Source organism: Nostoc sp. DedSLP04 (genome assembly GCF_034530775.1).
Classification (GTDB): Bacteria; Cyanobacteriota; Cyanobacteriia; order Cyanobacteriales; family Nostocaceae; genus Nostoc.
The window spans coordinates 141,054-163,556 of sequence record NZ_JAVRCL010000006.1; the positions used below are offsets into that span (position 1 = coordinate 141,054).

At 40.9% G+C, this 22,503-nt stretch carries 19 protein-coding genes, 1 pseudogene and 1 riboswitch; of the genes and pseudogenes, 13 read left to right on the top strand and 7 right to left on the bottom strand.

Annotated features, from left to right (window positions below):
- The first annotated feature begins 50 nt into the window (after nucleotides 1-50).
- The 3 genes from RMX89_RS05655 (at nucleotide 51) to RMX89_RS05665 (ending at nucleotide 4,217) form a co-directional block, all read left to right on the top strand.
- A complete protein-coding gene (locus RMX89_RS05655) occupies nucleotides 51-1,889 on the top strand; it encodes a penicillin-binding protein 2 (RefSeq protein ID WP_322688217.1) in 1,839 nt (612 codons plus the stop codon).
- 318 nt (nucleotides 1,890-2,207) lie between these two features.
- Nucleotides 2,208-3,305, top strand: a complete 1,098-nt coding sequence (locus RMX89_RS05660; RefSeq protein WP_322688218.1) for an iron-containing redox enzyme family protein — start codon at nucleotides 2,208-2,210, stop codon at nucleotides 3,303-3,305.
- A gap of 216 nt (nucleotides 3,306-3,521) precedes the next feature.
- A complete protein-coding gene (locus RMX89_RS05665) occupies nucleotides 3,522-4,217 on the top strand; it encodes an SAM-dependent methyltransferase (protein ID WP_322688219.1) in 696 nt (231 codons plus the stop codon).
- Between the two features lie 162 nt (nucleotides 4,218-4,379).
- Here RMX89_RS05665 and RMX89_RS05670 read toward each other — a convergent pair whose 3' ends face one another.
- Together RMX89_RS05670 and RMX89_RS05675 are read right to left on the bottom strand one after the other, a co-directional pair.
- Entirely contained in the window at nucleotides 4,380-5,546 is a 1,167-nt protein-coding gene (locus RMX89_RS05670) for a DUF3466 family protein (RefSeq protein WP_322688220.1), read from the bottom strand.
- A gap of 35 nt (nucleotides 5,547-5,581) precedes the next feature.
- Nucleotides 5,582-6,577, bottom strand: a complete 996-nt coding sequence (locus RMX89_RS05675; RefSeq protein ID WP_322688221.1) for a glycerophosphodiester phosphodiesterase — start codon at nucleotides 6,575-6,577, stop codon at nucleotides 5,582-5,584.
- A 551-nt stretch (nucleotides 6,578-7,128) separates the two neighbouring features.
- On the opposite strand from RMX89_RS05675, the gene ovoA reads away from it, so the two are divergent.
- Nucleotides 7,129-8,466, top strand: coding sequence for a 5-histidylcysteine sulfoxide synthase (gene ovoA / locus RMX89_RS05680; protein ID WP_322688222.1), 1,338 nt, complete (start codon nucleotides 7,129-7,131; stop codon nucleotides 8,464-8,466).
- A 201-nt stretch (nucleotides 8,467-8,667) separates the two neighbouring features.
- Here ovoA and ilvC read toward each other — a convergent pair whose 3' ends face one another.
- Nucleotides 8,668-9,681 carry a ketol-acid reductoisomerase gene (gene ilvC / locus RMX89_RS05685; RefSeq protein ID WP_416211781.1) on the bottom strand — a complete coding sequence of 338 codons (1,014 nt, stop codon included), beginning with the start codon at nucleotides 9,679-9,681 and terminating at the stop codon, nucleotides 8,668-8,670.
- A gap of 469 nt (nucleotides 9,682-10,150) precedes the next feature.
- Between ilvC and RMX89_RS05690 the strand changes: the two genes are divergently transcribed.
- Nucleotides 10,151-10,483, top strand: coding sequence for a hypothetical protein (locus RMX89_RS05690; protein WP_322688223.1), 333 nt, complete (start codon nucleotides 10,151-10,153; stop codon nucleotides 10,481-10,483).
- An 89-nt stretch (nucleotides 10,484-10,572) separates the two neighbouring features.
- Here RMX89_RS05690 and RMX89_RS05695 read toward each other — a convergent pair whose 3' ends face one another.
- Complete coding sequence (locus RMX89_RS05695; protein ID WP_322688224.1) at nucleotides 10,573-11,598, bottom strand: tetratricopeptide repeat protein; 1,026 nt, start codon at nucleotides 11,596-11,598, stop codon at nucleotides 10,573-10,575.
- A gap of 193 nt (nucleotides 11,599-11,791) precedes the next feature.
- Between RMX89_RS05695 and RMX89_RS05700 the strand changes: the two genes are divergently transcribed.
- From RMX89_RS05700 to RMX89_RS05735, 8 genes are all read left to right on the top strand, one after another.
- Nucleotides 11,792-12,013, top strand: coding sequence for a hypothetical protein (locus RMX89_RS05700; RefSeq protein ID WP_322688225.1), 222 nt, complete (start codon nucleotides 11,792-11,794; stop codon nucleotides 12,011-12,013).
- A 104-nt stretch (nucleotides 12,014-12,117) separates the two neighbouring features.
- Entirely contained in the window at nucleotides 12,118-12,987 is an 870-nt protein-coding gene (locus RMX89_RS05705; protein WP_322688226.1) for a DNA adenine methylase, read from the top strand.
- Nucleotides 12,954-13,304 (top strand): hypothetical protein, encoded by a 351-nt coding sequence (locus RMX89_RS05710; RefSeq protein ID WP_322688227.1) that lies wholly within the window; start codon nucleotides 12,954-12,956, stop codon nucleotides 13,302-13,304. Before RMX89_RS05705 ends, RMX89_RS05710 begins: the two co-directional genes overlap by 34 nt.
- Nucleotides 13,241-14,086, top strand: a complete 846-nt coding sequence (locus tag RMX89_RS05715; protein WP_322688228.1) for a restriction endonuclease, SacI family — start codon at nucleotides 13,241-13,243, stop codon at nucleotides 14,084-14,086. Before RMX89_RS05710 ends, RMX89_RS05715 begins: the two co-directional genes overlap by 64 nt.
- A 323-nt stretch (nucleotides 14,087-14,409) precedes the next feature.
- Nucleotides 14,410-15,330: a DUF4349 domain-containing protein gene (locus RMX89_RS05720; protein ID WP_322688229.1), complete on the top strand. Its 921-nt coding sequence runs from the start codon at nucleotides 14,410-14,412 to the stop codon at nucleotides 15,328-15,330.
- Nucleotides 15,331-15,564: 234 nt separating this feature from the next.
- Complete coding sequence (locus tag RMX89_RS05725) at nucleotides 15,565-16,920, top strand: NAD(P)/FAD-dependent oxidoreductase (RefSeq protein ID WP_322688230.1); 1,356 nt, start codon at nucleotides 15,565-15,567, stop codon at nucleotides 16,918-16,920.
- Nucleotides 16,921-17,143: 223 nt separating this feature from the next.
- Entirely contained in the window at nucleotides 17,144-18,379 is a 1,236-nt protein-coding gene (locus tag RMX89_RS05730) for an LL-diaminopimelate aminotransferase (protein ID WP_322688231.1), read from the top strand.
- Nucleotides 18,380-18,502: 123 nt separating this feature from the next.
- Complete coding sequence (locus tag RMX89_RS05735; RefSeq protein WP_322688232.1) at nucleotides 18,503-19,141, top strand: Uma2 family endonuclease; 639 nt, start codon at nucleotides 18,503-18,505, stop codon at nucleotides 19,139-19,141.
- 59 nt (nucleotides 19,142-19,200) lie between these two features.
- Here RMX89_RS05735 and RMX89_RS05740 read toward each other — a convergent pair.
- The 3 genes and pseudogenes from RMX89_RS05740 to RMX89_RS05750 form a co-directional block, all read right to left on the bottom strand.
- Nucleotides 19,201-19,467: pseudogene (locus RMX89_RS05740) on the bottom strand (RloB domain-containing protein); the annotation flags it as partial.
- 303 nt (nucleotides 19,468-19,770) lie between these two features.
- Nucleotides 19,771-21,099 carry a voltage-gated chloride channel family protein gene (locus tag RMX89_RS05745; protein WP_322688233.1) on the bottom strand — a complete coding sequence of 443 codons (1,329 nt, stop codon included), beginning with the start codon at nucleotides 21,097-21,099 and terminating at the stop codon, nucleotides 19,771-19,773.
- A 95-nt stretch (nucleotides 21,100-21,194) separates the two neighbouring features.
- Nucleotides 21,195-21,278, bottom strand: a riboswitch (Fluoride riboswitch).
- 30 nt (nucleotides 21,279-21,308) lie between these two features.
- Nucleotides 21,309-22,496, bottom strand: a complete 1,188-nt coding sequence (locus RMX89_RS05750) for an MFS transporter (protein WP_322688234.1) — start codon at nucleotides 22,494-22,496, stop codon at nucleotides 21,309-21,311.
- Nucleotides 22,497-22,503 lie beyond the last annotated feature (7 nt).

The following is a 22,503-nucleotide window of genomic DNA, read 5'->3' on the forward strand; positions in this document are numbered from 1 at the left end:
ACTTCTGGTTAATCACAAAAGGCAACAGACAAAGACAAAGGACGAACCCAATGCAGAAGTCACCAAGCAAAACAAAATTCAGAAAGTTTCGGAATCCAAAATTTACAGGGCGACACAAGGGTGATAAACGAGGGCTTTTGGGAAAATTAGCCTCTAATATGCAAGACCAAACATCCAACACTAAGTCGCGACTGTTCATCGTCTGGGGCGTATTAATGGCATCAGGGTTGGGGTTGGCTATTAACTTGTATAATCTACAAATTGTCAAGGGGCCAAAGTTAACTGAGTATGCACGCAATCAGCAAATGGTGAATGTGCGACCTTTTATGCCCCGTCGCCCAGTGGTAGATCGCAATAGCGATCTGTTGGCTATTGACCGCCCTGTATATACTTTGTATGCTCATCCCAAGCTGTTTGATAAGTCTAATGAAGATATGGCAGAGCGACTTGCCCCAATTTTGGCAAAAGACACTGCTGAATTGGTGAAAACTTTTCAAAGCAAAAGAAGCGGAATTATACTTGCGCCAGCCTTACCAGAAGAAATTATCGATCGCGTCATTTCTTTGCGCTTAAATGGCTTGGAGTGGGCTCAAAAATACTCCCGATATTATCCGCCAGACGATTTGGTTGCTGATGTGGTGGGCTACGTGGACATTGACCGTCGCGGTCAAGCTGGTGTGGAATACTCTCAAGAGAAGTTGCTAGAACGTCCTGTGCAAACGGTGCGGCTCAGTCGGTCGGGAAATGGAACCTTGATGCCAGACCGGGCGCCCGAAGGTTTTTTGCATTTTGACGATTTGCGATTACAACTGACTATCGATAGCCGTCTGCAACGAATTGCTCGGATTGCGCTCAAACAACAGATGCAGAAATTTGCCGCCAAACGTGGAGCGGTAATTGTCATGGATGCATTGGATGGTTCCTTACTCGCCCTGGTTTCTCAGCCTACTTATAATCCTAATGAATATGCTAAATCTGATATTTCACTATTTAAAAATTGGACAGTAGCGGATCTTTATGAACCGGGATCGACTTTTAAGCCTTTGAATGTGGCGATCGCTCTGGAAAATGGCATCATCAAACCAGATGATATGTTTAATGACTCCGGTTCGATTCGAGTCGCTAATTACACCATCAAAAATGCGATGAATAATGGTAATGGGCGAATCAGCATCGCTCAGATTTTGCAATATTCTAGCAATATTGGCATGGTGCAAATTATCCAACGTTTAAAGCCTTCAATTTACTACAACTGGTTAGAACGCTTAGGGCTAGGACAAAAAGTTGATACAGATTTGCCTTTTGAAGTCGGCGGAAGGCTCAAAAGTCAAGAAGAATTTATCGCTTCGCCAATTGAACCAGCTACTACTTCCTTTGGACAAGGCTTTTCTATGACACCCTTACAGCTAGTGCAAATGCACGGTGCTTTAGCTAATGGCGGTAAGTTAGTTACACCCCATGTAGTTCGCGGGTTGATTGATAGCAAAGGGCAGATGCATGATTCACCCACTCACACTATCCCCCGGCAAATTTTCTCAACCGCAACAACTCAAAAGGTTGTGGAAATGATGGAAACTGTTGTTACTCAAGGCAGCGGTAAGCCGGCACAAATTCCGGGATATCGCATTGCTGGTAAAACTGGTACAGCCCAAAAAGCTAGTCCCAATGGCGGATACATCAAGGGTGCGAGAATGACCAGTTTCGTGGCTATTTTACCCGTGGAATCTCCTCGCTATGTAGTGTTTGCACTGGTGGATGAGCCAAAAGGAGAAAGTGCTTATGGTTCTACTGTCGCCGCGCCAATTGTGAAGTCGGTAATCGAAGCACTGATTCCTCTTGAGCAGATTCCGCCCAGTAAGACAATCGAGCAACGGACGCAAGTACCGTAGGGTTGGGGTGCAAGGAGGCAGGAGGCAGGAGGCAGGAGCAGGGGGGCAGGGGAGCAGAGGGGCAGGGGAAGCAAGGGGACAAGGGGACAAGGGGACAAGGTGACAAGGTGACAAAAGTTTAGAACTTACAACAACTCTTTCCCCTTGTCCCCAATTCTCCTTGTCTCCAAGTCCTCTTTCCAATTCCCAATGCCCAATGCCCCAAAACTTAATCTTTCTCTATAACCAGGGAAAGAGGTACAGAAAGCTACTGGTGTGGAAACCTAGATATTAGAGGTGAAAGTAATTTATCACTTTTCTAAAGCTACCGAAGATTTCATGCAAAGCAATTTACTTATATTTCCTAATGCTGGGGCTACGAAAAATAGCACCCCAACTGAAGAAAAAACAATTACCAAGTACGACCGTGCTGAGAAGCAATTTATAGAACTGCTAGCAATGGAGGATTTGGATCGTCAACTGGATGCAAAACCTTCAATAGCCAGTGAGTTTGAACAGGCGCTCTCTATGGCAATTGAGGCTGCTTATGGAAACGATCGCTCTGATGAACAGGCTCACCGTTTTCTTCAACGGATACTTTATCGAATTAATCGGCTAAAGCTGTTTTGGTACGACGATTTGCGGCATTATAACAATGAGCGATCGCTTTACTTGTCCTCATGTCGCGACCAGATTGAAGCTGCTTGGCAACAGTGGGAACTGGCACAATTCGATGTGGCTGCACTGCAACAATTAGATGTAAAACAAGCTCTAATTGAGCGCACATCTGCCGATTTAGATCCGCTTTTGTCACAGAGTAGCCGCTACATTCGTGAGGAAATGACTGAATCTGGCTATCGTCACCTGCTAGCGATCGGCTCCTTTGATGGCTTGGTTGAAGCTAGTCATCTTTCCCGCATTTTGGGTGGTGTTGCTAATGAAGTGCAATGTACGCTGATGCGAGTATTAATAGAAGAATACGGCAATGGTCGTTTATCTCGCAAGCACTCTACTTTTTTTGCCCAAATGCTTGCTGAGTTTGGAATGAACACTGAACCAGAGGCATATTTCGATTTAGTACCTTGGGAAGTTTTGGCTTCTACCAATCATAATTTTTTGATGACTGAGCGCAAACGCTATTTCCTGCGTTATAGCGGCGGTTTGACCTATTTTGAGGTGGCTGGCCCTGCGGTTTACAAAAATTATATGGTGGCGGCGCAACGGCTCTTACTTTCAGAAGTAGCAGTGGGTTATTGGGAACTACACATCAGGGAAGATGAACGCCACGGCCGTTGGATGTTAGATGATGTGGCTTTGCCATTAGCAGAACGATATCCCAATGATGCATGGGAATTGCTGCTTGGGTACGATCAGCAGAAACTCATGAGCGATCGCGCCGGGACGGCTGTTGTGCGATCGATACGCGAAGCAGAATAAGCCGCCTTATTCCTATGAGCAATCTAAAAAATCAAAATAGCAAGTTATTATTAGCCTTTTAATTTGACATCTTTAAATCATTTTATTGCTAATTCACTTGCGCTCAGATTTCTTTAGCAAAGGATTGCTAAAGGAAAACTTTTTATTGCCTGAATACAAGGTAATAGACAACCACCTATTACATTGATTATACCTTACACCTGGAAGTGCAATCAAATGAAAGATATCTTTTTTTGCCCAGAAGAATCTAATTTCTACTCAAACTGCTTAGAAAGCTTTGTTATCAGAAATTGTAAAAATTCCGAATCTATTGTGGAGTTTGGTTCAGGAGATGGTAGCCCTGTAATTAATTCTTTATTAAGAAACAACTTTGATGGTGTCATCCAGGGATTTGAATTAAATACTTCTGCATGGAAAGTTGCAAATTCAACCATTGATGAATACAATCTCACTAATAAATACATCATCCACAATTCGTCTTTGTTTAATTCTTCTCAACCCGATGCCGAGTATCTTGTAGCTAATCCGCCCTATCTACCCGCACCAGATAACGATATTTATATGCCACTTTTATTTGGGGGTGTAGATGGAGCTACAGTTACCAATGAGCTTTTATCGTTAGATTATGAAAATGTATTGGTTTTAATATCTAGCTTTTCTAACCCAATCAATACGTTGAACATAGCAAAACAAAATGGTTATTATGTTCAAAACTTCATGGTGTTACCTTTAAAGTTCGGTTACTATAGCTCTGACCCCAAGGTAAAGAAGCACATCGAAAAACTCCAAAAAAATCAGATGGCATTTTATTCTGGCGATTATTATTTTTTAGCTGGAGTTTTATTTAAAAAATCCCAGGAGTCTGTAATTGATTTATCTAATCAATTAGCTCAGGTGATGACTAGTTTGTGAAAATCAAGAACAACTTAAGTGATGTCATCCCTTGCCTAAAGTAGAGATGTGTCTCGAAGCATGGCTTAGAGACATATCCTCAAGAATTTTCAACGAGCATTTTTATAAATCCATATTCCCAAGTAATCATTTTGTCTGCCTGAAGTTATTGCATTAACTTCTTTATTGTATGGCTGCACTTTTTGAGTGACGTTTGCGCTTAAGTGCTGGAAATAAAATTACACCAGCACCGAACGACAAGATAGGAAAGCCTGAAGTCGGTTCAGCTACAGAGACAGATGAGATTGGTGTCAAGAGGAAGGCGTGTAATTCACCATTAACTGCACCACGACCGACAATTTGTCCATTATTATTAATGGCAGATGCCGCTGTTAAGGTAAAGCCATCCTCTGAACCAGGAGCAATCAGGTTATTTAAGTCGTACAGAGTCTTATCACTATAAAGAAAAGCCCGTAAACCATTGCCATCTGCGGCAAAAAAGTTATTGTTAGTGCCAGAAAACCCGACTACTTGACCCAAATTATTGATCCCCAAACCAGTACTAAACAAATCTGTAGGACGTAACCTACCGAGGTCTTGGAGTCCTGTGTTGGGACTGTACAGAAAAGCACGACTATCATTTACGCCAGTCAGTCCCGAACTACCAACTACTTGTCCTGAGTCATTAATATCATTTGCTTGACTGTACCTGTCACCAGGGAGGGTACCGAGATTAGTGATTACACCCTTGTCGGATAAAAAGGCTCGGCCGGAAGAACCGAAAATGCCAACTACCTGACTTAGATTATTTATGCCATAGGCAACATAATTTTCTTTTAAATTATTGTTAATAATAGTCGTCGTACCATTGCTGTATAGGAAAGCGGCTCCGTTGGGAAAGGCAAGTTTTGGGAATATACCGCCACCAGTTGTACCGCCAACCACCTCACCTGAGTTATTGATAGCATAAGGAATGCCTTTAAGACCGGTATTTTGCGTTGTTCCATCACTGTAAATAAAGACGTTATTATCACCGTCGGTCTTACCGATGGAATTACCAACTACTTGCCCCAAGTTATTGATACCACTCACTGCAAGTACATTATCACCAGGCAACGGACTAATTTTTTTGACAGAACCATTACTGTAAAAAAAAGAACTGTCCAAAGAATTAATCGCTACTTCACCTGAGTTATTAATGTCTGTAGCATAACTGTAGGCTTCTCCTGTAAGATTGCCTAAGTCAGTAAGTGAGTATAAAGATACCGCCAATGCCGACTTGGATGCAGTCAGACTGATTGCGGTGAAAGTTATTGCTGTTATACAGGATTTCCACTTAAGTAAAACCATGTTACCTTGCCGTGATTTTCTATTCCCTTACCAAATTACCACTGAAGAGTACGGTGGCAAGCTGCTGTATCTGGGTAATCGCTAAATACGCCATCAACACCTAAGCTGAAAAATAGTTCATATTCACCTTGAGGATTTCCTTGAAAATCCAGTGGCAAAAAACAGTCTTCATTGCGGAAAGTCCAGGCATGAACCAGCAAACCAGCCGCATGAGCATCTATCACTAATGATGTAGGCGATCGCAATTTACCATTGTTGTCTCTAGGAACCAGTAAATTTTTATGAATCCCAATCGCCTGTGCATATTTGGCAATTTCTGCTAAACCTGATGCTGTGATTAAATCTGCATAAGTGCGATCGCAGCCGCTAACGACAAAATCATAAGGTTTACCACTGTTATTCAGCAATTGCACCAAAGGTAAATCAGTCTTTGTGGATAAATCTTGTAAATTACCGACTTCAAAAGACTGAATAAAAACAGGTGCGTTAGCTCCCTGATAACCGTTGGCTGTTAAAGTTGCAAGTAGGGGTGGTTCTAGGGCTAACCCAATAGATTGAAAGTAAGTTGGGTGCTTAGTTTCTGGGTAAATGCCAATCGTCCGATTAATTTCGCCACTTTTAACCTTGACTAAATCGATAATTTCTTGCAGTGTGGGGATTTCTAAAAGTCCATCATAGGTGGTATTTTGCGATCGCAGTTGGGGAATTCGCTCTTTAGCTCGTAGTGTTTTCAGTTCTTTTAGGGTAAAGTCTTCAGTAAACCAGCCAGTTTTTGATTCGCCATCAATTATTTTAGTGGTTTGCAGGTGAGCAAACTCTGTATGAATTGTAACGTTGGTGGTTTCAGAAATTTCATTTTCGTGACGAGCAATTAAAATACTATCTTTAGTGGAAACTAAATCAGGTTCAATATAATCAGCCCCAAGTGCGATCGCTAATTCATAAGCAGCTAAAGTATGTTCTGGACGATAGCCGCTAGCACCTCGATGGGCAATGATAATTGGAGATGCGTCTTGCAAAGTTGTAGTCATTATTTTACCCACCTAAGTAGGACAACGTAAACAATTAAAGGTTTGTAGTAAGGGCTTTGCTATTCAACCTACAATTATTTTTCACTTAATTTTAAATAATTTAAGACAAATAAAACCCTCTTTAGAGAGTTGTAATTTTTCATTGGTAATAGTATCAAAAGTCTTTACATTCAATCATATAGTTATATTGATTACCACTGAATTATTTCTTGACTGAGAGTTTGATTAATTCAACAAGTATGAAATTATTCAAATCTACAGACTTACCACACTAAATCGATGCAGTTTTAGTATTATTTAAATAACTAATATTAAATAATAAGTATTGCTATTAAATAATAAATCTGTCATATTTAAGAATCTTATTTGATCTCTCCTTAAATCCTATTGTGTTTAATACATCCGATAAGATTAATATTTGTTTTTTCAAAAAACTCAGTACATATCTATTGTTTTTTTCCGTATTTTTTACTTATGCAAGTAAATTCAGGAATCAAATCGAAATTATAGATAATTAATTTGTTTCATTGTTCACTAATAGGAATTAGACCATGAATAGTCTACAATCTGCTAAACCTCCAAAACTTGATAGTTGTAATAACCAAGCGCTCCTCGATTACTTTGAGAATGCTTGGCAATTGGAAGATATATTATTGAAAAGTCTAGTCGGGGAAGAGACATTTTATCTCAATCCTGACCCTTTGAGAAATCCTCTAATTTTTTATCTGGGACATTCGGCTGTTTTCTACATCAATAAATTAATTCAGGTCGGATTATTAGAAAAACGCCTCAATCCAGAGTATGAAATTTTGTTTGAAATTGGAGTAGATCCAGAAAAACCAGAGGAGTTAAATGCAGCGATCGCTCATTTGGAATGGCCACAAGTTGCACAAACTTGGGAGTACCGAAAACAAGCATATTCTGTAATTTCTGAAGTAATTAAAACCATCCCAATTATTCTGCCAATTCATCCAAATCATCCCCTTTGGGCATTAATGATGGGGATGGAACACCAGCGTATTCACATTGAAACTTCTTCGATGTTAATTCGCCAACTACCAATTGAGAGAGTGAAACGTCCTCAAAATTGGCAATATGCTCCTTTTAATGGTTACACTCCTCAGAACGAAATGATAAAAGTTGCTGGTGGGGTAGTAAAACTTGGTAAAGCCTTAGATGATTCAACTTATGGATGGGATATTGATTATGGCGATCGCACTGTTGAAGTTGCACCCTTTTTCGCCAGTAAATATCTGATTACCAATGCTGATTTTATCTATTTTGTCAAGGCTGGTGGCTACGAAAATCAAGAATATTGGGATGAAGAATCTTGGAATTGGAAAACTCGATACGGTATTCAATGTCCTAAATTTTGGTTACATGAAAATGGTAGCTACAAATATCGAGCTATGTTTGATGAAATTGACTTACCGCTAGATTGGCCTGTGGAAGTCAATCATTATGAAGCAATGGCTTATTGTCGTTGGCAAGGGAAAGATACTCGTTTAATGAGTGAAGCAGAATACCATTTAGCAACTTATGGTAATAGTTTATTAGATGATGTAGAAAATTATAATCTCAATTTAAAATTTGGCTCCCCTAGTCCCGTTGGGATGTTAGAAACAGCTAAAAGTTCTTCGGGATTGTATGATTTGCGTGGGAATGTTTGGGAATGGTTAAGTAATAACTTAAACCCGCTTCCAGGATATCAACCTCATTTCCTTTATGAAGATAATTCTGCGATCTTTTTTGATGATAAACATCAAATGATGTTAGGAGGATGTTGGATAACTAATGGTACAGAAGCTTTAAAATATTACCGCAACTGGTTCCGCCCAAATTTTTATCAGCACGCTGGTTTTCGGATTGTTCAAGATATTAAAAGTTAATAGAATATGCCTCAGTCGCATACTATAGCGGTTTGCAGTTGAGTCCAATACAGACCTAACCCCCAACCCCTTCCCTAGCAGGGAAGGGGAGTAAGATTTAAAGCCTCTCTCTTCTTAGGAGAGAGGAAGGAAAGGGAGGTCAAAATTGTGCTGCTTGTAAGCGATTGTGTGTTTAAACTAGTGAAAGCACAACTTCAGTGCTTAAGCCTTTTTCAACCAGCTAAACATAGCGCGTAAATCTTTACCAACTTCCTCAATTTTGTGTTCAGCTTCTTTACGACGCATGGCGGTAAATCCTGGTTTACCAGATTGGTTTTCCAAAACGAATTCTCGTGCAAATTGTCCAGATTGAATTTCGCTGAGAATCTTCTGCATTTCAGCTTTGGTTTGTTCGGTGACAATCCGCGGGCCACGGGTATAATCACCATATTCGGCCGTGTTAGAAATACTGTCGCGCATTTTGGCTAAACCACCTTCCACAACCAAGTCAACAATCAGCTTGACTTCATGCAGACATTCAAAATAAGCCAATTCTGGTTGATAACCAGCTTCTACCAAAGTTTCAAATCCGGCTTTGATTAAAGCACTCAAACCACCGCACAATACCGCTTGTTCGCCAAATAAATCGGTTTCAGTTTCTTCACGGAAAGTAGTTTCCAGAACACCGGCGCGAGTACCACCGATACCTTTAGCATAAGACATGGCGCGATCGCGTGCTTGACCACTGGCATCTTGATAAACTGCAAACAACGCTGGTACACCTTCACCACCTTCATAAGTCCGTCGTACCAAATGCCCCGGCCCTTTGGGTGCTACCATCACCACATCGACGTTATCTGGTGGTACAACTTGCCCAAAGTGAATATTGAACCCGTGGGCAAAAGCTAACACATTCCCTTCTTCTAGATTGGGTTCAATCTCGTTTTTGTAAATTGTTTTTTGAACTTCATCAGGTAACAAAATCATGATGAAGTCAGCAGCATTAGCAGCATCTGCAACGTTTTTCACAGTTAACCCAGCTGCTTCAGCTTTTGCGACTGACTTACTACCCGGATATAGTCCCACAATCACATTCAAACCACTATCTTTGAGATTGAGAGCGTGGGCATGACCTTGGGAACCATAGCCGATGATAGCAATAGTTTTTCCAGCCAAAAGGTCTAAATTGGCATCTTCGTCATAATACATCCGGGCCATAGAAGCATCTCCTGTCAGCAAGCGTCGTCATTTATTGGCAGGCTTACGATTGTACCCCAAATTGAGTAACACAGATGAATTATCAATCATTCAATTTGTCTCTTTGGACTTAGGGGGAGTGTTTACGACGGCAATAATTGCCTAACTTCTTTATCTCAAGCAAGTAAAGTTACTCAGTTTCAGTAGACCGAAAAGTTTTGCGATGCCTTCTCTACGAGACGCACTCGCGTTCGGGGGGCGTAGCGATCGCCAAAGAATAGTAGCCTGTGATACACTTTTGTTCAAGTCTAAAAAAGTTGATCGTTTTTGATAATTTATAACCCACCTTCGACACCCTAATGTAGTAAAAGTTTTCAGCAGCCAATGCTGAGTAACTTCCTTGTTCGGTTGTGGTTCCTTGCTTTTACGTTTTTTAGAACTAATGTACTAAATACGTAATTATTTATGTATAATTATATATTCCTAAAAAATGAATGTCTAAGGAGTTATGGTGGCTTACTCTGCTGTAAATGGGAAAATTTACAATCCCCATAATCTACAAATTCTCGACCACGAAGAAATGCAATATTTGCCATGCTTTCAAGCATTAGCTAATATATTTTATTCTCAAAATTACGAGATTTGTATTAAAAGAGAAGATTTTGGCAGAATGCTTTTTGTTGGTGTGTTAAACAAAAATTCTCTCGTTGCTGTAAAGATTTATCTGGTGTATGCTTGTGTACCAATTGATAACCCCATAAATGTGAATGTGCTTCAAGCTGCAATTAATCACTTTCAATCAGGAGTTAGAGAAGATTTAGTACTAAATCGTCGTGTTTGACTAAGTAATAGTTAAACTAAAACCCCTAATCACTCAAGGATGATAGGGGTTTATCTTAATACCTCAGAAAAGTTAAGCTTTGAAAAAATCTAAATTTCTAACTCTTTAATATTATTTAATATTCTTTGATAATCGTCCACATTCCCCTGCTTTAAAGAAATATTAGCGGCTAGTTTTAAATCTTGAATACCACCTTCTAAATCGCCAATTTTAATTCTAATAAAACCTTGTTTTTCATGAGCTTCTTTATGAAAAGCATCAATTTTAATTGCAGCACTGTAATTCTCAAGCGCTTTATTATAATAACTGCCCAATTCATAAATATATCCTCTATAGAAATAAGAAGATACATGTAAAGGATTAATTTCAATACATTTATTAAATTTAATTATCGCTTCTTTAAATTGGTTTTGATACATTTTGACCACACCCGTACCATAATAAGCACCATAATAGTTTGGATTTAATTGTAAAGTTCGATTAAAATCTTCAATTGCCAGCACATAATTTCCCATAGCACCATACGCCAGACCTCTATTGCAAAAAGCATCTATATAGTTAGGGTATAATTCAATAGCAAGATTAAAATTTACAATTGCTTCTGAATATATTTTAGTGTGTAAATAAAATAAAGCTTTTCCGTAATAAGCTGAAGGGAGTTTTGGCTCTAGCAAAAGTGCTTGCTGAAAATCTTGAATAGCATTTTTGTAATTTCCCATACTTAGGAAACTCAATCCTCTTTTGGAGTATATAAATGCTGTATTTGGATTAATATTTATTGATTGATTATAATCTTCGATAGCCCCTTGATAATCTCTTATTTCTGTGCGAGAAATTCCTCTGTTAAAATAGGCTGCTGACAAATTTGGGTTAATACGTAAAGCCTGTGTATAGTCCTGAATTGCAGATTGATCCTGCCTTAAATTAGCTAGGATTAGACCACGTAAACAGTAAGCATCAGCATTATTCGGATTGATACTTAAAATCTGGTTGCAATCTTCAATCGCTCCTTTATAATCATGTTGTTGGCTCTTAGTACCAGCACGATTTAGGAGGAACTCCACAGATATACCTTTCACTACGCTTTTAGCTATATCCTTTAATAACCAATCCATTTCAAAAAATCCAATTGTTAAGTAGTAACCTTTCACTTACGTTTAGTATTCCCTCTTTTTTGAACTGAATACCACCTGTATCTATACACACTAGGGCAATACTCAAGCGCTCATAATTGCTTTCATCCCGTTACTGCTACCTGGACTTTGTTCAATGGCTTTTGGTTGCTTGCCTACTTGGTAGCTTGAGAATGTGAGCGTACCACCTCCGAAGTCAAGAATATGGAACTCACTGCAATTATCTGGAATAAGTTTATTAACTTCTAGAGATGTTCCGTTCTACTCCGGCTGGTATAAAACTCAGACAGGATACGCTTTTACAGACTATTTTGCCGGAAATTACATGTATCTAATACTGTTGGCGATCGCCTTACCGAAAAAGAATGATAGATTATTCTCTGAAAAAATAATGTAAGTATTTTTGTTTGTTTATACTTTATTTCTCAACACTATATAATAAATTGCGTTTTACCCTTATCCTCGGTTTCGGGTAAAGCAATCCCTTTGAGGTTGGCTTTCATGGCAAAGAAAATTGCATTTGGTTGGTATGGCGGCAAGTACAGTCATTTAGACTGGCTTTTACCCTTGTTGTCAAAAACGACCCACTACTGCGAACCCTTTGGCGGTTCAGCAGCCGTGTTGTTGAACCGGGAGCCTTCGCCTGTGGAAACCTACAATGATATTGATGGCCAGGTAGTCAACTTTTTTCGCGTACTACGCGACCAAAAAGACCAACTCATCGAGGCGATTGGGTTAACCCCATTTTCGCGTGAAGAATTTCGGATTGCTATTACCAAAGAAGAAGAAAGTTTGTCAGACCTGGAAAGGGCTAGACGATTTTTCGTCCGGGCGCGACAAGTGAGAACAGGCTTGGCACAAACCGCCAGTGTTGGACGATGGGCGCACTGCAAACTTACTAGCCGCGCTGGAATGGCTGGTGCAGTTTCCCGGTGGCTTGGTAGTGTTGAGGATCTGCCCGAAATCGTGCAACGGCTGCTGCGCGTGCAAATTGAGAACGACCGAGCAATTGATATTATTCGACGCTACGATAGTCCAGAAACATTATTTTACTGTGACCCTCCCTACCCGCACGATTCCCGTGGGGATAGCAAGGCTTACGCTTATGAAATGACCGACGACCAGCATCGGCAACTAGCGGGTGTTTTGCGTTCAGTTAAAGGTAAAGTTGCCCTTTCAGGCTATGATTGTTCGTTGATGCAGGAACTATATGGTGACTGGAACTGCATTAAAGCGCCCCTGAAGCACTGCCATTCCATCAAGCAGTTACGGCAAGAAATACTTTGGCTCAATTATGACCCGCAAGCCTCCACACTTACTGTTGAAGAAATCGCTCCATGTCCACAACCCCAGCAGCTATCCTTGATGTAGCCTTACAAAAAGTCTCTTCATCGATAGCACAACCGATTGTCACCAACCCCAGCATTGCCGAAAAAATTGACTATGTATCGCGTTATGTAGGCAATCGTGCTGTAGTTCGTTTGTTGCTGGCCTGCTCTTTGGCAGCCGTTCACCGTGGGAATATTGATATCCGCAAGCCTTACACCGAAATAGGCACACAGATGCTTACTCTGGGCGCTACTACGATGAAAGTTACATCACAGCATTCATTAACAAACACGAGTTGCCTTGTAATCCCACTACCGCGTTCCTCACCCCTGCATTACGTAACCGCAACATCACCTTAACCCCAGCAGTCAATCTGGTGGGACGACCGCCCAAACTCTATGAAGCTGCCCTGCAATTACTTGATGATGTTCATCAAGGTAGAATAACTGCTGAAGAACTGCTAGCCGAAACCATTCGCTGTCTAATTATTGCTCGGAACGAGAAGCGGCAGCGTATGGAAACACTACTAGCAGACCTGAAGAAGTCGGAAGACGCAATACCTTTGTCAGCAGAGGAAATTATCACACTCCTAAAACAGCATTTGGCTTGCCGAGGTTCAAGCCGTCTTCCCGTACTAATTGTTGCTGCTGCCTATCAAGTAGCAGAACAATATATTGGAGAGCGTTTTTTACCTCTAGAATCCCACAATGCAGCAGACGAGCAGACTGGAGCTTTGGGAGATTTGGAAATTACTTTAGTTGATGATGAGAAGGTGATTACCAGCTATGAAATGAAGACCCGACGCGTCACCTTAGCAGATATTGACCGTGCCTTGCAAAAAATCAATAGCACAGGCAAGCGGGTTGACAACTATATTTTTATCACGACGGATGCGATCGAAGAAGGTATTCAGGAATATGCCTCAAGTATGTACGACCGTACAGATGGTATAGAAATTGTGGTTTTGGATTGTATCAGCTTTGTACGTCACTTTCTGCATTTGTTCCATCGGCTGCGATCGCAATTTTTATCAGCCTACCAACAGCTAGTGCTAACAGAACCAGACAGTGCTGTTAGCCAACCTCTAAAAGAAGCTTTTTTAGCATTGAGACAGGCTGCTGAAAGTGCCAGAGAATTTTGACCGACAAGATACCGTAGGCTATTTTGAATTGGTATAAAGGCAGATTTGCAAGCAGCGATCGCAGATCCAGCTTGTTTTCAAAATCAAACAATTTCAAAAATATCAACTATCAGAAAGCAATTTTATGACCCTACTGGCAAACAGACTTGTTGCAGATATTTTTTGAAATAATCGTCAAATGACTTGCTAATAATCTTTTTGAGATATCTCATCAAGCTCTGTAAATAAAAATGACTAACCCTGTTACATAAATCGCAACAATACAGGCTTTGAGTTTTACTTCAGTAATACTGGGGTTAACTTCATCCATCTAGGGGTAGATTATGTATACTTCGCCTAAATTACCGCGCACATCTGCTTTATTTATAAGTGCGTTATTGGGAGGGGTAATTTTCACCAGTTGCGCTTCTTCGGATCGGTCAACAAATCAGTCTGCACCTCAAATGGCAGCTGGTGGCGCAGTAAATCAATTAGCTGCTCGTGAAAACAATATTTCCCAAAAGGCGGAAGCTGCACCAATAGCGCGTTCTCGTCCCCAACTCATCAAAAAGGCAGCAATCTCTTTGACTGTCGCCTCTGTAGATCAAACTGTCGATGCCGTTTCGCAAATTATCAATCAACAGCAAGGGGATTTAATCGGGTTGAAACAACAACAACCCAAAAACGACAACCCGCGCTACACAGCAACAATCCAATTGCGGATACCAGAGAATCGGCTAGAACCTACCCTAGAACAACTAGCTAAATTAGGCACTGTTAATAGTCGTAATATCACTGCCGAAGATGTAGGCGATCGCCTAGTAGATTTCCAAGCCAGATTAACCAATTTGCAAAAAACTGAAGCCAATTTGCAAAAAATTATGGATCGGGCTGGTTCTGTCAGAGATGTGCTTAGTGTTGCCCAAGAACTGAGTAATGTCCGACAAACAATAGAACAAATTGATGCCCAACTAAAAAGCTTACAAAATCAAGTTGCATATTCCACTATTACGCTGAACCTAGAAGCAGCAGTTTCTAGCACCAGTCCCCAACCTGACTTGGGTTTGCAAGTTAAGGAAACTTGGAATAACTCTACCCATTCTTTGAGGGCATTTTCCGTTGGCTTACTTAAACTGGGTATTTGGTTAATTGTTTACAGCCCCTATTTGTTAATTTTTGTTGCTCTTGTCTATGGCTTTAGGCGTTGGCGGCGAACTCATTCACCACGTTTGCCACAAACACCAGAGTCAACTAGTTCTGACTAAACTTGCATAAATTCTACATCTACCTTTGATAAATCTACATAGATAAACAGGGATTCAAAGATTCCAAACTCCTATTGTCTGTACCTTTGTGTTAAAAAATTTTGTTTATCCTGTAGTTTCGATTACTTTAATACTTTTTCAAATGTAAAGAGCAATACAAAATATATGATGACAATTTTGATACAAATCTGTTAAGAATAGTTACAATAGTCGGCATACACGATAATATTTCTTATGGTAAATTCACTTGACAATAATCCACCCCATAAAGTAGTAATCGTTGGCGGTGGTTTTGGTGGACTTTATGCAGCAAAAACACTCGCCAAAGCAGCAGTAAACGTTACTCTGATTGATAAACGTAACTTTCATCTATTTCAACCCCTTTTATATCAAGTCGCCACAGGTGCGCTATCTCCGGCTGATATCTCCTCACCGTTGCGTTCTGTCCTCAGCAAGAGCAAGAATACGAAAGTGCTGTTGGGAGAGGTGAATAATATCGATCCAGAAGCGCAAAAAGTGATTGTGGGTGAGGAAGCAATCCCTTACGATACGTTAATTGTCGCCACAGGTGCGAAGCATTCTTACTTTGGCAAAGATAACTGGGAAGAATTCGCCCCAGGCTTGAAAACTGTAGAAGATGCGATAGAAATGCGTAGCCGGATCTTTTCAGCCTTTGAAGCCGCAGAAAAAGAAACCGATCCAGAAATTCGCCGTGCTTGGTTAACTTTTGTAATTGTGGGTGGTGGCCCAACAGGTGTAGAGTTAGCTGGTGCGATCGCAGAATTAGCAAATCAAACTCTCAAAGAAGATTTCCGCAGCATCGACACTTCAGAAGCCAAGATTTTGTTATTAGAAGGTTTGGATCGGATTTTGCCACCCTTTGCACCAGAGTTATCACAAGAAGCAGAAGCATCTCTAACGCGGTTGGGGGTGGTTGTGCAGACAAAAACATTGGTAACAAATATTGAAAATGATATTGTTACCCTCAAACAAGGCGATGAAGTTAAAGAAATTGCCTCAAAAACGGTATTATGGGCAGCAGGTGTAAAAGCTTCCGCAATGGGAAAAGTGCTAGCAGAACGCACAGATGCCGAATGCGATCGCGCTGGACGGATTATCGTTGAACCTGACTTGAGTATTAAGGGACATCCCAATATTTTTGTAATTGGCGACTTAGCAAATTTTTCTCATCAAAATGGTAAACCGCTACCTGGTGTTGCACCTGTAGCCAAGCAAGAAGGTGAATATGTAGCAGCACTAGTCCAAAAGCGGCTTGTAGGAAACAATTTGCCACCCTTTGCTTATACCGATTATGGTAGTTTGGCAATGATTGGGCATAATTCTGCTGTAGTCGATTTGGGCTTTACCAAGCTGAAAGGTTTCGTTGCATGGCTGTTTTGGCTATTTATTCACATCTACTTCTTAATTGAATTTAACAACAAATTAGTAGTAATGATTCAGTGGGCATGGAGCTATTTCACCCGTAATCGGGGAGCAAGATTGATTACAGGACAAGAATCAATCACGCAGTTTGGAATTGGCGATCGCAACAGTTATTCAGCCGATAATAAACAACCAGTAAATGTCTAATTGGGCATGGGGCATTGGGCATTGGGCATGGAGAAGAGACAAGGTAGACAAGGAAGAGGGGGGAGACTTGTTCAATAATTCCCCCTTGTCCCCCTTGTCCCCTTGTCCCCTTGTCCCCTTGTCCCCCCACTCCCCACTCCTCACTTCCCACTCCCCATAACAAAGTTATCGCCCTCATAAATTAGCAGTAAGCTATTTGAGGGCGTTTTTCATAATCTACATAATGGCAACTATTAACGACAACTACCTGAAGCTGAAAGCGGGTTATCTGTTTCCAGAAATTGCTCGGCGGGTGAATGCCTTTGCCGAAGCGAACAGTGATGCTAAAATTATTCGGCTGGGGATTGGCGATGTTACCGAACCTCTACCGGAGGCTTGCCGCACAGCGATGATTAAAGCTGTGGAAGAAATGGGCGATCGCAATACTTTTAAAGGCTACGGGCCAGAGCAAGGCTACGCATGGTTGCGGGAGAAAATTGCTACTCAAGATTTCCAAGCACGGGGAGCCAATATAGATGCTTCGGAAATCTTTATCTCTGACGGTTCCAAGTGCGACACCGGCAATATTCTAGAAATCTTTGGTCATGACAATCTAATTGCCGTGACTGACCCAGTTTACCCTGTGTATGTAGACACTAACGTTATGGTGGGAAATACTGGGGATGCTAACGATAAAGGCGAATTTGAGGGTTTAGTTTATCTACCAATTACAGCTGATAACAACTTCACCGCCGAGATTCCCTCAAAGAAAGTCGATTTAATTTATCTCTGCTTTCCCAATAACCCCACTGGCGCAACTGCTACTAAGGAATATCTCAAAGCATGGGTGGACTATGCCAAAGCGAATAACTCGATTATTTTCTTTGATGCAGCTTACGAAGCTTATATTACCGATCCGTCGCTTCCTCACTCAATTTATGAAATTGCAGGTGCAAGAGAAGTTGCGATCGAATTTCGGTCTTTCTCCAAAAATGCAGGTTTTACAGGAACTCGTTGCGCGTTAACTGTAGTACCGAAGACACTCACAGCAAAAGCCGCCGATGGTTCCGATGTCGAACTGTGGAAACTGTGGAATCGTCGCCAGTCTACCAAATTCAACGGCGTTTCTTACATTGTCCAACGGGGAGCGGAAGCGGTTTACTCCGAAGAAGGACAAGCACAAATCAAGGGATTGGTGAGTTTCTATCTAGAGAACGCTAAAATTATCCGTGAGAAACTCACAGCCGCCGGATTGGCGGTGTATGGCGGGGTGAATGCACCTTACGTTTGGGTAAAAACGCCTAATGGTTTATCCAGTTGGGAATTCTTTGATAAGTTGCTGCAAACTGTCAACGTTGTGGGGACACCCGGTTCAGGCTTTGGTGCTGCGGGTGAAGGTTACTTCCGCATATCGGCGTTTAACAGCCGGGAGAATGTCGAAGAGGCGATGAAGCGGATTGCTGAGAAGTTTAAAGTGTAGAGCGATCGCTTTTAGCCACTTTTGTTAAACTCATTCTATTAATCTAAAGGTTACGGTGGGCTATATTATCCACCGCAACCTAATAGATTTTGAATTTTGAATTTTGAATTGGAGCGAAGCGACGTGACTGCTGCTATCCCCGTTTTCAAACCCGTTAGCCAGATGCAGTTAGCGCCTGGTAGCACAGTAACAATTCCAGATGTTAAGTGGGAAGAATTTGAATCTATATTACAAGAATTGGGAGAAAAAAGAACTACCCGAATTGCCTACAGCCAGGGTTCTTTAGAAATTATGGCTCCTTTACCAGAACATGAAATACCCAAAGATTTAATTTCTGATATTGTCAAAATATTGCTGAAGGCTAAAGATATCAGATATCAACCTTTTGGTTCCACCACCTTTAAAAAGCAAGGTTTAGCAGGAGTTGAACCTGATGCTTGCTTTTATATTCAGAATTATCAACAAATGATTGGTCGTCGCCGCTTACAACCTGACGATCCACCGCCTGATTTAGCAATTGAAACTGATGTCACATCAAAAACTACTCTTGATGCTTATGAAGCCATTGGAGTTCCAGAACTATGGGTTTACGATAGCGGGAGCCTTTCTATTTATTTGTTGAAAGAGGGGAAATACATAAAATCTGACACCAGTCCTAATTTTGAAGATATAGCTATTACTGAGATTATCCCTGCTGCTGTGGAACGTAGTTGGCAAGTAGGAAGTTTTCAAGCTTTGGAAGAATTGGAAGCGATGATTTAGTAAATAAAAATAAGCAGTATATGGTATAAAAATAATTGATGTCATCTCAAAGATAAGCATTATCGAATAAATTTATTTAGCTCCTCAACTAAAAGATGTACTGTTGTTGAAGGATTATCATTTACTGGATTAGAAGGGTTATATTGCTTGAGAAGACTTTTAGCGTGTTTGATGGCAGTAGATTGCCGATTTTCTATTTCGTCATAGATTGTCGCACTATTTTTTTTATATTTGTGTCCAAGCAATTTCTCTTTCTCTAACTTACCTATGTAATCTTTGCGAGGAAGTCCAGTATTTAAAAATTCAAAATGCAATACATACCATAATTCAAAAGCTTCATTAGAGTAAGCAACTTTAAATCCTTCTCTTTCAGCATTTCTCTTTCTTTCGCAACAATATTGGCAGCTACCATACTAAAGGTGACTTTATCCTTAAAGGATCGGTAATTGCCAATACTAAACTCTATGAGCATAGTAACTTTTCATCCTAAACACCATATTTGTGAAATGATCGCAAATATATAAGTTAAGCATAGCGGTTATCGCTCATGCATCACTAGTCTGACAATTGCGATACCTACGGCGGTAAAATACACACTCTTCCAATTATCCATTAATTACATCAATAAATTATTCCTGATAATTACTTCCTATTTCTTCGTTATCATTGGTTAAATCAATTTTTTGTCGTCCATAATTAGCCAAAGTCACCCCTTCTTCTAAATATACAGCAGAGTATTTACTCAACCCAATACGCTGTGCTGAGTAAATTCCAGAATGACCTGAAAATAAGTAGCTAACTACACAACCAATACCAATAAATATCCCCGATTCCAGACCAAATAGTTCAATTCCCATTAAGGTGGATGCCAATGGTGTATTTGCTGCACCCGCAAACACACCCACAAATCCCATTCCTGCTAGCAGTGGTGCAGGTAATGCTAAAAGCAACGACAAAGCATTACCTAAAGTTGCACCAATAAAAAACAAAGGTGTCACTTCTCCTCCTTTAAAACCTGCTCCTAGAGTTAAAGCAGTCATACCCAATTTGGCAGCAAAATCCCAAGGAGATAGCTGAGTATAGAAAGAATCAACAATGGTTGGGATACCAAGCCCAATGTACTTGGTTGTTCCACTCAATCCAACAATTGCTGCTATTATCGCACCGCCTATCAAAGGACGTATTGGAGGATAGGATATCTTAGCTTTAAATAAGTGGCTAATTTTGTGAGTTACTTTAGCAAAGAATCTCGCGACAATTCCAAAAATTGCACCTGCAATAATCGCAGCAATCAATCCCCAAATTGTGAGCGGCGGTATAGAGGGAGCGTGTCGGTATGCTGTATGATGTAAACCTAATAGTAAAGTTACTTGATTTCCGACGATCGCAGCAATTAAAGAAGGAAAAAGAGCGTCGTAATGAATTTTACCAATCGCTAAAACTTCTAGACCAAATACGGTTCCAGCTAAGGGAGTACCGAAAACTGAAGCGAATCCCCCACTGATACCTGCCGTTAACAAAATTCTGCGATTAGCCCCTTGAAAATGCAATATTTTAGTTAACTGGTCTGCCAAAGAAGCACCCATTTGTAATGCTGTACCTTCACGACCGGCTGAACCACCAAATAAATGGGTAAGGTCTGTTCCTAGTAAAACAAGAGGAGCCATACGAAAAGGAATAATCTTTTTGGGGTTATGAATTTCTTCGAGTAAAAGGTTATTTCCTGCTTCTACAGTCCGACCAAATTGATGATAAATCCAACCACTCAAGAAGCCACCAAAGGGAAGCAAAGCGATAATCCAGCGATGTGATTCTCGCCAATCAGTTGCCCATTCTAATGATGCTAAAAGAGCCGCAGAAGCTGTTCCAGCAACAATGCCAACCACAAAGGAGATAGGCAACCACTTGATTAAATGAGGTAAGGCAATAAATGGTTCAAACTGACGAAAGTGTTTCATACCATGACTCCTTGAGGTGCGATTTGTAGAGAGATACTTTCTACAGGGGAGTCAGGTAATGCATTTAGCCAAGCCCTACTCTCCCGCAGTTAGCAAGGAAAGTAGGAGCCATCAGCCTTCCAGTGATGAATTTTAGGACTGGAAAGGCGGTTTCGGCGAGCTCCATCGCCATTGATTTGATTTCAAATCAAGGATACCATTTTTGCTTTTCAATATTTGTTTTTTTGAGAAACTAACAATAATACAGCTGCCAACGCAAACAAGCTTCCAGTAATAAATGTCGCCTCTGCTCCCAGTGTTTGCCATAACCCACCAGCTAGCAAACTGGCAGGTAAAAGCGCTAATCCCACAGCTAAGTTGAGGAATCCAAAAGCAGTGCCACGCAGATTTGCAGGTATACTATTTGCCACTAGCGCCAATAGCAATCCTTTACTCATGCCCAGATGTAGACCATAAAGGGCAAACAATCCCCACGCTTGCCAAGGTGTCTGCACAAAAGCGAAACCCAGATAGACTAAAGCGTATAGGAGAAATCCGCCTACCAGTAACCCAAATTTACCCACGCGATCGGAAAGTATTCCTAATGGGTAGGCGCTGAATGAGTAGGCAATGTTCATCACCATTAATGTCAATGGTATAAGTGAGGCAGAAATGCCTGTTTGTTCTGCTCGCAGCAACAAAAAAGCATTGCTGGAGTTGCCTAAATTGAATAACAATGCCACTGCTACAAGTACCCAGTATCCTTGACTCAAGCTGCGTAAAGCTTGCCATTGCAGAGGATTGCTTCGGTTTCCTTGAGTTTCACTTGTTTGTGGTTCGCGTACTCCTACTGTTAATAAAGCGACTGCGAAAAATCCAGGGATGAGTGCTAGCCAAAAAACCAGGCGGAAGTTGTTTTTGGAAGCAGTCATCAGGGTGAATGCTGCCAAAGGCCCCAAAAATGCTCCGATAGTATCAAGGGATTGACGCAATCCATAAGCTGCACCGCGTACCTCTGGATCGGTGGAATCGGCAACTAAGGCATCGCGGGGCGCTACCCGAATACCTTTACCAATGCGATCGCCAAATCGAGCTATTAACACCCCAATTGGACTGCTAGCTATAGCAAATAGTGGTTTAACAAAGGTGGATAAGCCGTACCCAAACACCGCTAATCCTTTGCGATGTCCTAGATAATCACTCAACGCTCCCGAAAAGATTTTTAAAACTGAGGCTGTTGCTTCTGCAATGCCTTCGATGATGCCCACAGTCAAAACATTTGCCCCTAAAACTGATACCAAAAATAAGGGCAATACAGAATTAATCATCTCAGAGCTAATATCTGTCAGCAAACTGACAAATCCCAATACCCAAACAGTGCCGGGAATTGTCTGGAAAAATTTATTTTGTAGTTGCATATTTCCT

Coding starts and splice junctions, on each gene's coding strand:
- RMX89_RS05660 (WP_322688218.1), top strand. CDS start 2,208: ATGCAAAGCAATTTACTTATATTTCCTAATGCTGGGGCTACGAAAAAT.
- RMX89_RS05655 (WP_322688217.1), top strand. CDS start 51: ATGCAGAAGTCACCAAGCAAAACAAAATTCAGAAAGTTTCGGAATCCA.
- RMX89_RS05670 (WP_322688220.1), bottom strand. CDS start 5,546: ATGGTTTTACTTAAGTGGAAATCCTGTATAACAGCAATAACTTTCACC.
- RMX89_RS05705 (WP_322688226.1), top strand. CDS start 12,118: ATGGCAAAGAAAATTGCATTTGGTTGGTATGGCGGCAAGTACAGTCAT.
- ovoA (WP_322688222.1), top strand. CDS start 7,129: ATGAATAGTCTACAATCTGCTAAACCTCCAAAACTTGATAGTTGTAAT.
- RMX89_RS05665 (WP_322688219.1), top strand. CDS start 3,522: ATGAAAGATATCTTTTTTTGCCCAGAAGAATCTAATTTCTACTCAAAC.
- RMX89_RS05690 (WP_322688223.1), top strand. CDS start 10,151: ATGGTGGCTTACTCTGCTGTAAATGGGAAAATTTACAATCCCCATAAT.
- RMX89_RS05730 (WP_322688231.1), top strand. CDS start 17,144: ATGGCAACTATTAACGACAACTACCTGAAGCTGAAAGCGGGTTATCTG.
- RMX89_RS05710 (WP_322688227.1), top strand. CDS start 12,954: ATGTCCACAACCCCAGCAGCTATCCTTGATGTAGCCTTACAAAAAGTC.
- RMX89_RS05745 (WP_322688233.1), bottom strand. CDS start 21,099: ATGAAACACTTTCGTCAGTTTGAACCATTTATTGCCTTACCTCATTTA.
- RMX89_RS05725 (WP_322688230.1), top strand. CDS start 15,565: ATGGTAAATTCACTTGACAATAATCCACCCCATAAAGTAGTAATCGTT.
- RMX89_RS05695 (WP_322688224.1), bottom strand. CDS start 11,598: ATGGATTGGTTATTAAAGGATATAGCTAAAAGCGTAGTGAAAGGTATA.
- RMX89_RS05675 (WP_322688221.1), bottom strand. CDS start 6,577: ATGACTACAACTTTGCAAGACGCATCTCCAATTATCATTGCCCATCGA.
- RMX89_RS05720 (WP_322688229.1), top strand. CDS start 14,410: ATGTATACTTCGCCTAAATTACCGCGCACATCTGCTTTATTTATAAGT.
- RMX89_RS05750 (WP_322688234.1), bottom strand. CDS start 22,496: ATGCAACTACAAAATAAATTTTTCCAGACAATTCCCGGCACTGTTTGG.